Genomic DNA, 15,391 nt, shown 5'->3' with positions numbered 1-15,391 from the left:
CACTCTACCCCAACATCTTTTTTCTCATTATAAACAAAAGTACCCTATAGGATAGACTTTTTTCAAAGTGTCTATCTTATAGGGTACAGTTTATATTACAAACAAGCTTTTCTTTTAAATCCTGAGGATCAAACATTGCTATCTATATTAAAAGAAATGGAGATGACAACCCACCCACTACTAGCGCCTAATCGTTTTATAGAGCGTTTAGGCGGTCCCGCTATCATCTGGCTTGTAGGAATAGGGCTAACCTTTTTGTTACTAGCATTAGGGTTTGATAGTTTAGCAATGGTGTTTATACAATGTTGTGTAGTACTTACACTTTATACGTGGATTTCAGTTCCATTGGTAAAAAGATTAAGAAAAATAAGGAGTTATCGATATGGATAAAATTAAATGGTTACAGCAAATGGTGGAACAAAGCCCAACTGACCCTCAAGCACATTACTGGCTTGGAAAAGAGCTTGCTGAAAACGATCGCTGGCTTGAAGCTGTGCAATCGTATTCAACAGGAATTTCTCTCTGTACAGATGATACACTACGTATGGAAATCATTAATGAATTAACAAAAGTGAGTGTACAAATTCAGCAAACGAATTCAAAGGATTTCCATTCACCAGTTGTTGAGCATGAAGATCATGATAATGATGAGATGATTGAGACTGAAGAAGCCATTGCCGCTTCTGCAGAAGAATTGCTTGAAAGAGAAGTCGAAAGTGACGAAACCGAGCCGGATCAAGACAACGGACAAATAAATCTTGGACCTAAATTAAAAGTTATTAACGGTGAAGTCCCTCAAAAAACCGTAAAAAAAGGTAAGGAACAAATCACTTTTGCGGATGTTGCTGGCCTGGATGACTTAAAAAAGACAATTAATTTACGTATTATTAGCCCATTTTATAACAAAGGTCTATTTGCAAAGTTCCGCAAAAAAGTTGGCGGTGGCGTTCTTCTCTATGGTCCCCCTGGTTGTGGGAAAACCTATATTGCTAAAGCAACTGCTGGCGAATGCAAGGCTAATTTCTACCCTGTACATATTACAGATATACTAAGTTCGTACACTGGAGAAAGTGAACTAAATTTAAAAAGCTTTTTTGATAAAGCACGCTTTCAAAGACCAAGTATTATGTTCTTTGATGAAGTAGACACACTTGGTTATAGCCGTTCTCAGTCTTCAGAGCGTTCTAGAAGCTTAATTAATACATTTCTTACAGAGATGGAAGGAATCGATACAAGTACAGATGAAGTACTTGTCATAGCAGCTACGAATACCCCATGGGATGTTGATAATGCCTTAAAGCGACCTGGTCGATTCGATCGCCTCATCTTTGTCGCTCCACCAGATATAAAAGCGAGAGAACAAATTTTTAAATTGAAGCTAGCGGGAAGATATGCTGAAGAAATCGATGTAGCAACACTTGCTGCGCAAACAGAGTTTTTCTCAGGCGCAGACATTGAAAATGTGATTGAATTAGCTACTGAAAATGTCCTTGCAGAAATTTTAACAACTGGTAATGAACGTCCAATTACGACTAATGATTTATTACACACTTTAGAAGAGTTACAACCCTCTACATTAGATTGGTTACGTACCGCCAAAAACTACGTAAAATACTCAAACCAATCAGGATTATATAATGATGTTGAAAAATATCTTCGGGCCCACGCTAAGCGCATATAATAAATAAAATCAAGAGACATCTCAGAAATGGGATGCCTCTTTTACATGTATATTATTTTAGATTTTATGGGTATCTAAATACTGATGCCATACTTGATCTTCCTCATCTGTCATCTCACCAATTATTGTGGAAAAGTCAATCGTTTGATGAAAAAGGTCTTTTAATATTCGAAACTGCTCGAATGATCCTGTAAATACTTTAAGTGAAGAAGAATTTGCGATCACCTCAAGATTGCCAATTGTTGCCCCATTCAATTCTATACTTCTTAAGTTTTTTAGTTGGCCAATTGCTCCCCCATCCTCTAATACTGTATCATGTAAAATGATTTCTCGCAGTGAATGACTGGATGTAAAACAATCTACATTTTTCAAATAACAATTTTCAAATTTCATCACTTGCAAGTTCTTTAGGTGGCTTAACTGTAATAAATCCTCTTCTTCAATATTTTTCAACTGGCGAATAGATAATTGTTTCAAGGTACTAATTTGCGATATTTGTTTTAACTGTTCTTTACTCACGATTGAAATGGATAAGGATTCAAGCGCTTGACAATGTTGAAGGATTGAAAAATCTTTAACGTCCGTTTGTTCCATTTCTAATTTTTTTAATCGTGGAATACTTACTAGCGGTGTTATATCGAAAACTTTTGTATGATTAATATTTAATTCTTGCAAATACTCGAGGTTCGCTAATGGTGTTAAATCGCTTAGCGGATTCTTAATTAAATAGAGCTTTTTTAAAGATAGCATGTTATGTAAAGGTGTTATATCAGTTAGTAGATTGTTTGTTAAGATTAATTCTTTTACTTCTGTACAAAGTCGTAACGGTTTAATATTCGTGAGTTTTTTCCCAATTAAATATAGTTTCTTTTTTTTCATAAAATTCTCTAGGTCCGAAAACTCTTCTTTTACTATATCTTTCCATTGGATGTCCAAATCTTGCATCCATTTCGTTGTATCCTCTTTGGAAATTTGCGGTGATACAGGATTTAGCACGGGCAATTCAATGGTGTTTAGTACATCTAAAAAATGGGTGCTATTTTCATAATTCCAGTAGATACAATCTTCATCCTGTTCAATTTGATATTTCCCCTGTAAAATCGTTTCAGAAATAAATAGTAGGAAATCTGATAATTGATTTGCTATCACATACTTTATTTCCTCATCACGCCCAAAATTAATAACTTGCCCTATTCGTCCTTTATGATCTGGGTCGACATCAATGCCGATATTATTGCCACCAAAATCCTTACTAATAGGTATCCAATTACGATTGATATATCTCTCTTTTATGTATCCAGTTGGGACTGAATAAGAAGCACCTTCCAATGCATATTCCTCTTCTAACTGTGCCCATACTTGCCATTCCTGCAATACATCATTTAATGATAAAAACGGCAATCCAAAAAACAAACCTGGCCCGCCTTCCTTCTCTCCATTATGCAATAAATAAAACGCCCTTAATTCATCAGGAAATTGAATTGCCATCTCATTTTCAACCTTCTGTATCTCTTCCTCAGAAGCTGGTGGATTTAAAAATGGTGAAAATACTTGGTCTAATTGAACCTTTAATTTATTCATTGCCAACTTAATCATCATCGTTTATCTCCTTTTTCAATTATCACAATCATTTTCTTCATTTAAGCAGAGTTCTATAAATTCAAAGAGACCCTTTGCATCAGTTGTTCGATCTCCCCAATCATGCCAAAAATATAATGCCTGACCCACTACTCCTTCTTCTGTTGGGTCTGTATCAAGACAAAGATAATCACCTCCGCCATTTTCAGCAATCGGAATCCATTTTTGATTCCAAAGCATTGGTTTAACCTCGACACCATACTCTATATCTGGGAGCAAATCATCTGGATCAAATTCCTCCTGTAGAAACTTCCAATTTTCAATTATTTCCGAAATAGGAGAAAGTGTTAAATTTCTAACAAAAGGCTCTACCCCTAAAGTCCAAACTTGCCCATTATAAATGCTATAGAAACTTTTCATCTCCTCAGGCAGCGTAATACTTAAGGTTTTTTCGATTAGTCGGAATTCTTCAGCTGTAGCACCTGGTTGAAGATTCAATACTTCTTCACCATTTGCTCCCAGATTTGAGTTCTTTTCAATTATACGATTCCACAAATCTTTAGCTTGCGTATTCATTTGTAACCTCCACTCTACAATATACTGGCATTTTTCACACATCATCTTGATGCAATTTCCTTGCCTGATGAGTTGCCAAGTCCGCATATCTTGTAGGGATTGGTAATCGGCTATCCTTTTCAATAAAATGCATCGTGATTTTAGTTGCTGTATCTAAATCAATGTCGTTTCCACATGAAACAAAAATTGGTTTAACATCCTTTCTACTTCTCAGAGCACGACCATATACTTCCCCTTCAATGACAATATCAGTAAACGCTCCTGTTATATTTTCCGGCATGATAAAATCCGTATTTTCAATTTTATAATACGTTTTCGCTACACCAATTGTCGGTTTTTCTAAGTAGAAAGAAGCATGTGTCGCAACGCCCATATTGCGCTTATGTAAATAACCATTTCCATCAAACATATAAAGGTTTGGATTCGTTTTTAACTTTTTAACGGCTTCTAAAATAAGAGGCAATTCACGAAAAGCTAAAAACCCAGAAATATAAGGAGTTGTAATTTCATCCATGTAATCAACTTGTTCCACTAACTTTTTTGAACAAAAATCAAAAACTTGAATGCAACAAACTCCATATTCTTTATTATTTTCACCCCAATAGGCAATATCCACTCCTGCAACAAGTTTAATTTGATCTTCAGAAAAATTGTTTTGTAGAGATATACGCTTTCTTAATTCATTTTGTTGGGATGTATAGTTTAGGATCATTTTTTCTATTTCCATGAAGATGATCATCTCCCTTCTATATAACTATACCGGGTGTGTTGATGAACCATTTTTATCTGTCCTAATTAATTAGAAGGCTCTGATTTCCGCTACGGGCTACTCGCTTTCCTGCGGGCGAGCGTCGAGCTGCTTACTCCGCTAGTGTTGCTGCCGCTACGTTAGCACTCACGCTTTCGCACAGAAAACATCCGCTCCGTGCAGGGTCTCGTCTGTCTCGCTTTCCCGCGGGAGTCGAGTAGCCCTACGCTACAATCAGTTAAAATGGAATATATCAGCAAAATAGCAACAAAAAAACCCTTTTGTCGCTCAATAATAGACCTATTTTTTGCTAATCAACCCCCTGTAATTATACACAAATATTGGTATTTGTCATAAAAAAACCAAAGCAAAACCTCCTAATCCATATTAGTACTGTGAATTCTGCACAATACGAAAGGTTAGGAGGTGTGAAATTATTTATCTATTAGCCTCTACTATGAATTGGCCTTCTATTATAGGTGTCATGGTCAAAGTAATGGGTATGATTTCCTTCATCTACTTTAATTCGAATGGACATGCCTTCTCCTACATTGGTGTTAATAGAAAACTGACCATTAAAGGCCTGTACCCGCTCCTGCATACCCCTTATCCCCATTGAATCAGCTAGAATGATATCATCCTTTTTACATCCTACACCATCATCAGAATAATTAATTTCAAAACCATTTTCTGTTTCTAATAGGTGAATTTCAACAGTATTGGCAAAAGAATGCTTCAAGGCATTGTTCAATAACTCTTGAAATAGCCGATAAATCATCAAGTTTAAACGCTCATCCTCTAAGTAAAGACGATCAATTGTGTAAATTAAAACAAAATCCGCACGCCTATGTATTTTTTGAATAAGCTTCTCAAGCGCAGCATTTAATCCCAATGTATCTAGTAAAGGTGGCTTCAAATGTTCACAGTAGCCTCTTAAATCATTCACCGATGTAATCATATGATTATGAATCTTAGTAAGGTTCGATTGAATATCCTCCTTTTTCTTTGCATGTATACATACATCCATTTCTCTAGCAATATGGAGCTGCTCTTGTAAAATCGTATCGTGAAGTTCCTGAGCTAATTGATATTTCTCTTGTTCAAATCGTAACCAAAGAAGCTTATTGAGCCATGGTAGCTGACTTTTATCAGCCTCTTTCATATGCTTTAACTGTTCTAATAGACCTTCCACCATTTTCGTATTTTCTATAAAATTATTTAAATATAAAAGCAATAATTCAAGCCATAATAACTCCTCATCCTTTAGATAAATGGATTTATTATGGTCTACAACTAAAATTCTTTTATATTTACTATCTTGATGGATAAAGGCAATATAAAAATGCTCCGTTTTCTTTATATCCCCTAGGCGAAGGTTCTCAAGTAATATTTCGTTAATTTGATTTTGAGTATATTCTTTTGATATGCTTGTGGAAGTAACTTGATTTGTTTGTAAATCATAGGTTAATACATAAACATGTTTAATCTCAAGGTGTAAAGAAATTTCTTGAACAAATCTCTCAAGCAAGTCTTCAATCTTTACGAATCTTCCAATACTATCAACTATCGTATACAATCGATGGATATGATCCCCTTTTGTTGAAAAAAGAATTTTTCGCTTATGATAATCTATTTTCTCTTTTATGTAGAAAAGTGCTATTAAAGAAAAGAAAGTAAAAAAGAAGATTTCCGTCATTCTTGAAAAAGATAAATCAGTAAGCCAATAAAGACCCATTAACAGCCAGATTGTAAAAACAAATGAAAAATTAAAATAATGGCGCAAACGGGTAATAAAGTATTCCATATCAAATATACGTTCAGTGAGTTGTGTACAGATAAAGCTGTATGGTATAAGCATTAAGAAGAAAGAGCATACTTCACCAGTGAGTATGTGCATTTGGAAAATCATTTCCGGTAAAGCAAACAAAAACAGAAAAGGTAAAAATGGGATTATAATACTTAACAAAACCACTTTCAATTGAGGGGTTTTATATTTTAAATAGCCTATCCCTAAAACACCAAAAATTATTACTAATAAAATAAAAAATAACCACAGTGTCAAATTAGAAAATAAAGGATTCAAAGACGGATAGGCGATACAAAAGAAGCTAAGAACAGCTATCATTATTGGTACTACATATATTATTTTAATGTTGTAAATTAATAGCCATTTTAAATGTAAAAATAAAAAATAATTTCTTAAAAAGTGAATCAATAGAACAAGACAAAGAATCATGCTACTTCGATTCACGATAGTTCCAACACTATCTAACCTTCCAGATGCACCAATACTAACATAAGCCAAAGAAACTGTAAGAATAAACAAAATAAGTAAATTTATCAAACTCGAATTTTCTTGCTTATAATATAAGAAGATAGAAATAACTAGACTTAATAAATAAAAACATGCCGGTAGAATCAATATATATAAAAGTTGTTCAGGATTGTCCTTTACGTCTATTTGTATATGTAGTAACTGCTTACCTTGCTTCAACAACGTTAACTCTTTAGCGACCCTAATAATAGGATCATATTTTATATTTTCATTAATATCTTCGCCATCAACTTCTACTATAATATCCCCTGTTGATATTCCTTGCGAATTTGCCCATCCCTTAGAATATGGTTCAATTACTAACCATTGTCCATTCTCTTCTTTTAACTTAATTCCAAAAAAAGGCGTGCTATAAGTAACATAAAGTAAATAGCATCCCAATATGAGATAAGTACTTATAGCAAGCCAAAGCCAGTTATTTTTTAAAGTTTTTAGAACCAAAAGCCACTACTTTCTAAACGTACCTCTTCATCAAAGGATGTGATAATCGCATTTAGTTCAAGTTCTGTAACACCAACTAGAGAAGCTTTTTTTTCTTTTAACAAAGTTATCAACGACGGATTTTGCTCTAAATATTGAATTACGTTAATCATAAAATCTCCTCATTTCATTAGTTTTTTAGCTACACATTCTGGAATACTTATATTAAGTCCAATCTTAATTTACCAATTATTTACCAAGGAATTAATAACCATATATGTAACTACAACTCCATTATACTATCATTCATCTTTTAATCAACAATATTTTCTATTAAATGCTAAAAAACAATAGATTATGTAGCGTTTTTCACAAAATGCACCAATTTTCGCAATACTTCGTCACATCGCTATTGTAAACTTCTACCGTTAATATGTTCTACATAAATGGATTAAGAAAATATTCAGAAATATAATCGAATTTAAACTTCTTAATTTTCCTTATAAAATCCTGATAATTATTATTTAAAGTTTCATTAACAAAGTTTTTTCAACAGTAGCATTTGTTGAAAGAACAAAATAACAATGAAAAAGGATGATTATATGAAGCAAAAGCTTTCACCTATATCTGCCAAGGAGCGGATTGAAACACTCGATGTATTAAGGGGGTTCGCATTATTAGGCATCATATTAGCGAATATTGTTTGGTTCCTTTATCCGGTCTATATGCAGGAAGATTTAAGTTTTAAAAATGAATGGACTTCTTTTTGGAATCAAGCTGATTATACAGTTCATACTATTCTTTCAATGTTTGTCGATGGGAAATTTGTTATGCTGTTTTCTATGCTGTTCGGTTTTGGAATGGTCATTATGCAGGAAAGAGCCGCCGCAAAGCAATTAAACTTTTGGGGGATTTATTTTAGACGACTGATTGCGTTATTTATTTTTGGTTGTATCCATGCCTATTTCATATGGTTTGGAGATATTTTAACAGACTATGCAATCTTAGGGTTATTACTCCTTTTCATGCATAAGTTAAAAGCTAATGCTATGTTAATCATTAGCGTAACTTTATATTGCTTACTTTTAGGATCATTAACGTTTGGAGCTCTATCCGCCGATTCTACTACGTCAATGTCAATGCCAATGTCGGAGGAAAGTCGTCAGCTCATGCAAGTTACGATAGATGCCCATCAAAATGGAAGTATTCAAGAATTAATGAATTCTAATTTTATGGAGAGAACATTTTATACAATGCGTAATGGGTTATATGTTCTTTATTTAGGAAACCCAATATTTTATTTATTTTCAAATCTTCCGTTCTTACTAATGTTCTTATTCGGAGCAGCTGTTGCGAAGAAAAAATGGCTTCATCGTTTTGAAGAATATCGAAAAGGCTTTTTCATTACGTGGTTACTTACATTGATTTTTGGTGGCACATTGGGCTGGATATTACCTTTCCTTTCAGAAAACTTTTCTGCTGTTCAATATATTAGCTCACCACTCCTAACCATCTTTTATGGCATTAGCTTGATCTTTATTTATCACACGGTGAAAGGGAAGAAAGTTTTACAGTGGTTAGCGTTCCCTGGGAGAATGGCATTTACAAACTATATCGGCCAATCTATCATTTGTACATTTTTATTTGGACCATTTGCATTTGGCTTGTACGGAAAACTCCACTTAACGACAGCTATCATCATCGCCTTTGTCATTTTTGTTTTCCAAATGATTATGAGTAAGCTATGGTTATCCAAATTCCACTACGGACCATTAGAATATATTTGGAGGTCATTCACTTATTTAGGGATTAAAAAGGAATCTAAAAATGCATAGGTTAGGTGAGGATTAATTACAATTCGGTGAGTTCTCGATAAATTCAGGATTCTTCATGATAAAGTGAACTAAGGGGCTGTCAGTTGACAGCCCCTTATGACTTCGCTATCTTTTTGTACAGACAATCCGAAGCTTATTAACCCATACCGCAAATCAGACTATTTAGAAAACATCCACTTATTAGTTATTAACAAACAAATAAAAAAAACACCGTAAAAGTTAGATTGATGTCTAATTTTTACGGGGCAATTCATCGTCTTTATCGTTGACATTAAATTAGTAAATGTATCTTAATAGATGAGTTTTATTATTAATTATAAATTTTTGAAGCTTTCTTAATACGCAATGATATATCATTTTTTTCTTCAATTAACTATGCATTAACTCATCAAGTTGAAGGATAAAGTATCCCCTGTGAAATTTCCAATCTAACAAATAATTTTCTTTTGAATATAATTTATATTAATTACTGTAAAAATAATGCATACTGAATAACTGATAATGGCTTTTAAAATCTCCAAATTTGTCAAAGAAAACATACCCGCTATTCCAAGTGAGGCTGAAATAGGATAGATCATGTTAAAAGAAGAGTTTATTATAAAAATTCCTAAAAAGGAATACATTACCGACATACCTACCAAAAGTAGCGAATCGTTCTTCAAATAACTTGAAAGTGATATGATGGGGGCTACACTAATCAGTAAACAAACACCATTCACAATATACGCCTTTAAAAAATCAAAAAACAATGTCATTGATATAATATTTTTGAACAATATAAACTGATTGAAAATAGCACACATATACGCAAATAAAGAAAATACAAGCATTAGTAGGAAAAGAACAAAAAATTTAGCATATAACACTTTGGAATAAGAAACTGGAATTAGTAATAAATGATTTAGCGTTCCTTCTGTCCGCTCTCTAGTAATCGAGTGACTTCCAACTAGAACAAGAAGTGCCGGGAATATATAGAAACTATTCCAAAACAATAGTTGCTCCATGAAAAAACTTTCTTTGTTATCAACTTCAAAACCATAGGATACTATTCTTAAACCAAGTAGGAGAGATAATAAAGAAACTGCTAAAATCGATAGGAAAGACAAAACAAGCATTTTAGTACGCTTTTGCTTTTTTAGTTCAGAAAGAATAATTTCTTTCATACCCACTACTCCTCTCTTCGTTTAAAAAACAGAATAGATAATGTAATCGAAATAACTGTAATGATGCTTAAATTAACAATACTGACAATAACATTTCCAGAAATCAATAATCCTTCCGTGTTTTTATAATAGATAATATTAATAGCATTAAGGACAGTATGGACAGAAACAAAGCTCTCTGCTCCCATAAAACCAATTAATGCATAAACAAATGATACGCAAACGGGAAGTATTATACTTCTACTAATTGACGTGAAGATCAGAATCGGTGAACATGCTATAGGAATCAACACTCCCGTTCCTAATGCCAATAAAACAACTCTTCCAATGGATAGAAGGGAAATTTCAAATTTACCAATTAGTACCCCTCCTATAATTATCACTAGTGCATAAATAAGCATTAAGATTATACTAAGTACTTCGATAACTAAAAATTTCGAAATTACGATATCTCTTTTCTTTATTGGTATCACCAATAATTGTTTTAAGATATTATTTGAGTATTCGAGATGAAAAAAGTAAGCATACAGAATGCCGATTAGTATTGGCAGTATTAACAGTCCCATATATGCCAAACACATTTTATAAAAACTAGGGAAATTTCCAAGAACAGGGCTATTGGGAGGTAACATTTTAAAGTAAACAGCTAAAAGGATTGGCAAAATATTCGTCACCAATAATATTGTAACTAAAATCTTCTTCCTCTTTAGCTTTTGAAATTCACTAATAAAAATATCAACCAATCCCTTCACCTCCAGTAACCCGAATAAAATATTCTTCTAACGTTGGTTTATGGTTTTCTGTAGAAAGAATTGTAATGTCATGACTGACGAAAGCCTTATTAATCTCAGAAAATCGCTCCATTGCCTCATAAATTTTAAATTGACCATCTCTTTCAACATAGTCGGAAATAGCTAACTTCTCAGCTAAAATCAACTTACTTTTTTCTACATCAGATTGTTTAACTTTAAAGACTAGACAACTTCTATTTTGTTGACGAATATTGTGTAATGTGTCTTCGACAAGTAAATTTCCAGAATTAATGATACCAATATCATCAACTAGCAATTCGATTTCTGATAGAATATGGCTAGAAATTAAGATTGTCTTACCTTCTCGCTCGCACATTTTCTTTAACAAGTCACGTACTTCAGAAATTCCAATTGGATCAAGCCCATTTGTTGGTTCATCCAAGATTAGTAAGTCAGGATTATGCATTATCGCATTGGCAATTCCTAAGCGCTGCTTCATTCCCAATGAATATTTTCCAAAAACTTTTTTGTCTTTGTACGGTAGATTTACCATTGTTAACACTTTTTGAATCTCTTTATTGTCCACACCTCTTAATCTAGCAAAAATTTGTAGATTTTCTGTGCCTGTAAGATTAGGATAAAAACTTGGCGTTTCAATAATAGAGCCAATCTTTGGATATAATTCTTTTTCATGACCTTTTAGACTCTTTCCTAATATCTTAATTTCTCCATTCGAGGGTTCGATAAGACCTAAGATCATTTTCATAATTGTTGTTTTACCGGCACCGTTTCTACCTAATAATCCATAAACTCTTCCTTTTTTTATTGTCATACTGACATTACTTACCACAGCACTCTCATTATACTCTTTTGTAAGATTGGTAATTTCAATCATCTTTTTTTCCAATTGCGTTCACCTCAAGATTTCATCATATAATTAGTACCCCTGATTTTCCCATAATTCTTTGTAAAGATCATTTCCCATTAGAAGTTCCTGATGTGAACCTATCCCTTTAATTTGACTATTATCTATTACAATTATTTTGTCTGAATCAACAATGTTTTGTAGCCTATGAGAAATAATGATTTGAGTTATTGCTTTGGATTTCAAATTTTGGTTGATCTTTTTCTCTGTAATGGCATCAATCTGATGGGTAGCTTCATCTAGTATCAGCAGAGACGTACATTTATACTAAAACGCTTTTGAATTATTTTCATGAGTAAAACCGGAAATTTATAGAAACTAATAGACAAATTCCATATAAACACATAACATTATACGCGAGGTAACTTTTCCCTTAAAAGTAATAACAAAGGAGTGTAATTATGGAGAAAAATATAAAAAAAAGCTTATGTTAGAGGAGAAGCGAATTCTATCAAAGAAAAAGGAGCAAGCAGTTTTAAAACACAAAACATATCATTCTACACTAAATTCTGGAGACAAAGGAAGCTGTGCCTTTCCAGATCATGAGGAAGCTATTACACTATTGTCAATATACATAAAAGGCGGTAAGAGCAAATGAAAATAAGATTGAATGTCATGTTAATTACCCCATGGTTAATATTACTTACATATTCTTTTTATATAGAACAGGGTACTGACTTTTTATATCTTTTCATTAGTTTTTACCTCCTTTTTCTCGGAACCTTTGTTTATAAAAGACTGCCTAAATATCCTTCAACATCTGAATTTTTTTTCTTAACTTCTTGCATGTCGTTAATGTTTTTATTTATTTACTCTAATATTTTTTTTATAAACTTAATTGGACTATTTCTTTTATGTATTTGTCCTATCATACTCTATCTATTTTTACATTCCTTTATCCATTCAGATGATTCAAAAATGTTTAAAAGAAACTTTACAATCTTACTAATCGTCTCTATATACTGCTATTTATCTTTTCTAATCAAATTTTATCCTGAATATAACTTGATTTTACTTTTAATTGTCTCAGTCACTATAAGCTACTTAACAATCGTACGAGAGAAAAAACTTTTTTTTAACTCTTTTAATTTTAAAATTATAAGCATTTCAATTTTCCTATCTTTTATTCCTTTTATTGCCTTGTATTTAATCCCAAGAATTATACCTAGCTTCTATCTATTTGAAGGATATAAAACTGCAATATTAGTGATTGTTTTTCCAACATGTATTACCTATACACTCGTTCAAAATAAATTGATTACTTTGTCTAAGAATTTCTTTTTGAGTATATCTATAATATTTTATAGCACTCTCTTTTTTCTTTTGATTAGCTTACTCAATTTAGCTTTTGAAAAAAGAATATTTATTACTTCTGTCTTTCTAATATTTTGTTATCTCTCTCATTTATCTTTAAATGCAATTGAGTATCAAAAAAAATCTCGTATTAAAAAAAGTTTCGATACGTTGAACAATGAAAAAATTGAAATTTTGAATCAAGTAACCTATTCGAACTTTCTAAACGGTGTTTCTAATTTAATATCAGAACGTTTAGAAGATATAACTTTGAGTCCAACTATTCTTATACTAATGGAGTCTAATAAAGATCAATTAGTACTTTGTCAAACAGGAAAAAAAATATTAAAAACAGTTAAAAAGCAATTACCAATGTTAGAAAAGAAAAATCAAACAATTGAATTAGAATTAGGTATATTTGAATGTATCCCTGTTGAGATTTCCGATGAGACTACCTGGGTTTTCTTTGAATCAGTAAATCATAAAGTTAACCTATCAAAGGTCGAGGATATTATTACACAGTATACAATCATTTTAGATACTGTCAGATTACTGTATTCTACACATCAAAAATATGTAGAAACCTGTTTGAATACAAATCAACTTTTACAAATGAAATTATTTAATAGCATTGAAACTGAAAAAAAGAAATATACAAACTATTTACATGATCATATACTTCAATCAGTCATTGGATTACATACTCTTGTATCAAATTTAGAAGGTAATGCGGAAATTATCGGACTCATAAATATTGAATTTTCTAAATTAGTTCGTTCAATTCGAACAGAGATTTTCAATACTTCTCCATCAACGTTATATTACCTTCCTCTTGAAAAAAATATTCAAATTTTAATAGATGACTTTAATAGAAAATATCCAGATACAGAATTCATATTGAAGCATAATATAAAGGCAACATTGCCAAAGTATGTTATTGCGCCTGTATATAGAATTATTAAAGAATTGAATGAAAATATTGGAAAACACGCATCTGCCAGCATAGGAAAAACAAACATAAGCGTTAAAAATAGCTTTCTTTCCATAGTTATTGAAGATAATGGTATTGGCATTAATGACTATTTACAGATTGAAAAGATACTTATGCAAACAAAAGAACATGTCGGCTTACTTTCTATCAAAAATGATGTAAATTGGCTTAATGGCTCATTTGAGCTTTTATCCATACCAACTTTAGCTTTCGGAACAATGATTAAAATTACAATTCCTTTTAACAAGGAGGCGACAAATGAAAATCCTGCTAGTCGATGATCACAGTTTAATAGGCAAAAGTTTGGAAATTACACTTAAAAATTCCCCTGAAGTTTCCCAATTTAAACATATATCAAACCCCAAAATTGCTCAAAGTGTAGTTTTAAGCTATTCACCTTCCATTGTGTTGATGGATATTCATATGGGAGATTATAATGGATTAGAATTAGGTGAACAACTTTTAAAAAAATTTCCCATAAAACTAGTTTTTTTATCTGGTTTTGATTTAATTGAATATAAAGAAAGAGCAATGAGTATAAACGCTCATGGATTTTTAGATAAACACATCACTGTAGAAGATTTAATTAATCAATTAAAGAAAATTTATTTCGAAAATAAAAGAATTTTCCCTGAAAAAGAAGAAAATAATTTTGCATATCAATCCTTAACTTCAAGAGAAAAAGAAGTACTTCAGCTGCTTTCACAAGGAATTAAGCAAACTGCAATCGCAACAAAACTATCTGTTTCAGAAAGAACAGTTAGAAACCATATATATTCTATAAATGAAAAATTGGAAACAAATTCTGCTATTACATCAGTAATTAAGGCAATTGAATTAGGTATTGTAAATGTTCACCTACAATAGAGAGAATTATTTGGATTGTCGTTTTTTTGTACATAAAGGTGCCAAAAATTTAAAAGACAAGCAGAAAGTGAAGGGAGACTATTTGTACATGAAAATGGTGATAAATAATGAGTTTATTATTAATTTCATGAGGAAGAATAGATTAAATAGGGCATACATTTTTCAGTAGAACATCATATAGGTACTTCAAGGGGTACACTTATTTACAACAAAATTAATAGAAAATA

At 32.0% G+C, this 15,391-nt stretch carries 13 protein-coding genes; 5 read left to right on the top strand and 8 right to left on the bottom strand.

Annotation, left to right across the window (positions count from 1 at the left end; translation table 11 throughout):
- Nucleotides 1–135 precede the first annotated feature (135 nt).
- Both ACQKMV_RS23170 and ACQKMV_RS23165 read left to right on the top strand, forming a co-directional pair.
- Nucleotides 136–390: a hypothetical protein gene (locus tag ACQKMV_RS23170; protein ID WP_427506775.1), complete on the top strand. Its 255-nt coding sequence runs from the start codon at nucleotides 136–138 to the stop codon at nucleotides 388–390.
- The gene (locus tag ACQKMV_RS23165) at nucleotides 383–1,681 is read left to right on the top strand and encodes an AAA family ATPase (RefSeq protein WP_427506774.1); all 1,299 of its coding nucleotides are present in this window, start codon (nucleotides 383–385) and stop codon (nucleotides 1,679–1,681) included. The genes ACQKMV_RS23170 and ACQKMV_RS23165 overlap by 8 nt, the downstream gene beginning before the upstream one ends.
- 57 nt (nucleotides 1,682–1,738) lie before the next feature.
- Here ACQKMV_RS23165 and ACQKMV_RS23160 read toward each other — a convergent pair whose 3' ends face one another.
- The 5 genes from ACQKMV_RS23160 to comX form a co-directional block, all read right to left on the bottom strand.
- Nucleotides 1,739–3,280, bottom strand: coding sequence for an SMI1/KNR4 family protein (locus ACQKMV_RS23160; protein WP_427506772.1), 1,542 nt, complete (start codon nucleotides 3,278–3,280; stop codon nucleotides 1,739–1,741).
- 15 nt (nucleotides 3,281–3,295) lie between these two features.
- On the bottom strand, nucleotides 3,296–3,835 hold the full coding sequence (locus ACQKMV_RS23155) for an SMI1/KNR4 family protein (protein WP_427506770.1): 540 nt from the start codon (nucleotides 3,833–3,835) through the stop codon (nucleotides 3,296–3,298).
- 34 nt (nucleotides 3,836–3,869) lie between these two features.
- Complete coding sequence (locus tag ACQKMV_RS23150; RefSeq protein WP_427506769.1) at nucleotides 3,870–4,562, bottom strand: endonuclease V; 693 nt, start codon at nucleotides 4,560–4,562, stop codon at nucleotides 3,870–3,872.
- Nucleotides 4,563–5,028: 466 nt separating this feature from the next.
- Nucleotides 5,029–7,359, bottom strand: a complete 2,331-nt coding sequence (locus ACQKMV_RS23145) for an ATP-binding protein (protein WP_427506767.1) — start codon at nucleotides 7,357–7,359, stop codon at nucleotides 5,029–5,031.
- Nucleotides 7,350–7,511, bottom strand: a complete 162-nt coding sequence (gene comX / locus ACQKMV_RS23140; RefSeq protein WP_049664125.1) for a competence pheromone ComX — start codon at nucleotides 7,509–7,511, stop codon at nucleotides 7,350–7,352. The genes ACQKMV_RS23145 and comX overlap by 10 nt, the downstream gene beginning before the upstream one ends.
- A 429-nt stretch (nucleotides 7,512–7,940) precedes the next feature.
- On the opposite strand from comX, the gene ACQKMV_RS23135 reads away from it, so the two are divergent.
- Nucleotides 7,941–9,173 (top strand): DUF418 domain-containing protein, encoded by a 1,233-nt coding sequence (locus tag ACQKMV_RS23135; protein WP_427506765.1) that lies wholly within the window; start codon nucleotides 7,941–7,943, stop codon nucleotides 9,171–9,173.
- Nucleotides 9,174–9,601: 428 nt separating this feature from the next.
- Here the strand turns inward: ACQKMV_RS23135 and ACQKMV_RS23130 are convergent, their stop codons facing one another.
- The 3 genes from ACQKMV_RS23130 to ACQKMV_RS23120 are packed head-to-tail and all read right to left on the bottom strand — an operon-like array spanning nucleotide 9,602 to nucleotide 11,995.
- Entirely contained in the window at nucleotides 9,602–10,336 is a 735-nt protein-coding gene (locus ACQKMV_RS23130; RefSeq protein ID WP_427506763.1) for an ABC transporter permease, read from the bottom strand.
- A 5-nt stretch (nucleotides 10,337–10,341) separates the two neighbouring features.
- Entirely contained in the window at nucleotides 10,342–11,079 is a 738-nt protein-coding gene (locus tag ACQKMV_RS23125; protein WP_427506762.1) for an ABC transporter permease, read from the bottom strand.
- The gene (locus ACQKMV_RS23120) at nucleotides 11,072–11,995 is read right to left on the bottom strand and encodes an ABC transporter ATP-binding protein (RefSeq protein WP_427506760.1); all 924 of its coding nucleotides are present in this window, start codon (nucleotides 11,993–11,995) and stop codon (nucleotides 11,072–11,074) included. The genes ACQKMV_RS23125 and ACQKMV_RS23120 overlap by 8 nt, the downstream gene beginning before the upstream one ends.
- 936 nt (nucleotides 11,996–12,931) lie before the next feature.
- On the opposite strand from ACQKMV_RS23120, the gene ACQKMV_RS23115 reads away from it, so the two are divergent.
- Together ACQKMV_RS23115 and ACQKMV_RS23110 are read left to right on the top strand one after the other, a co-directional pair.
- Complete coding sequence (locus tag ACQKMV_RS23115) at nucleotides 12,932–14,578, top strand: hypothetical protein (protein WP_427506758.1); 1,647 nt, start codon at nucleotides 12,932–12,934, stop codon at nucleotides 14,576–14,578.
- Nucleotides 14,556–15,164 (top strand): response regulator, encoded by a 609-nt coding sequence (locus ACQKMV_RS23110; protein ID WP_427506757.1) that lies wholly within the window; start codon nucleotides 14,556–14,558, stop codon nucleotides 15,162–15,164. Before ACQKMV_RS23115 ends, ACQKMV_RS23110 begins: the two co-directional genes overlap by 23 nt.
- Nucleotides 15,165–15,391: the final 227 nt, after the last annotated feature.

The organism is Lysinibacillus sp. NPDC094403 (genome assembly GCF_050278745.1).
In the GTDB taxonomy this organism is placed as follows: domain Bacteria; phylum Bacillota; class Bacilli; order Bacillales_A; family Planococcaceae; genus Lysinibacillus.
The sequence above is the reverse complement of the archived record's forward strand: the minus strand, read 5'-3'. Positions and strand labels throughout refer to the sequence as shown.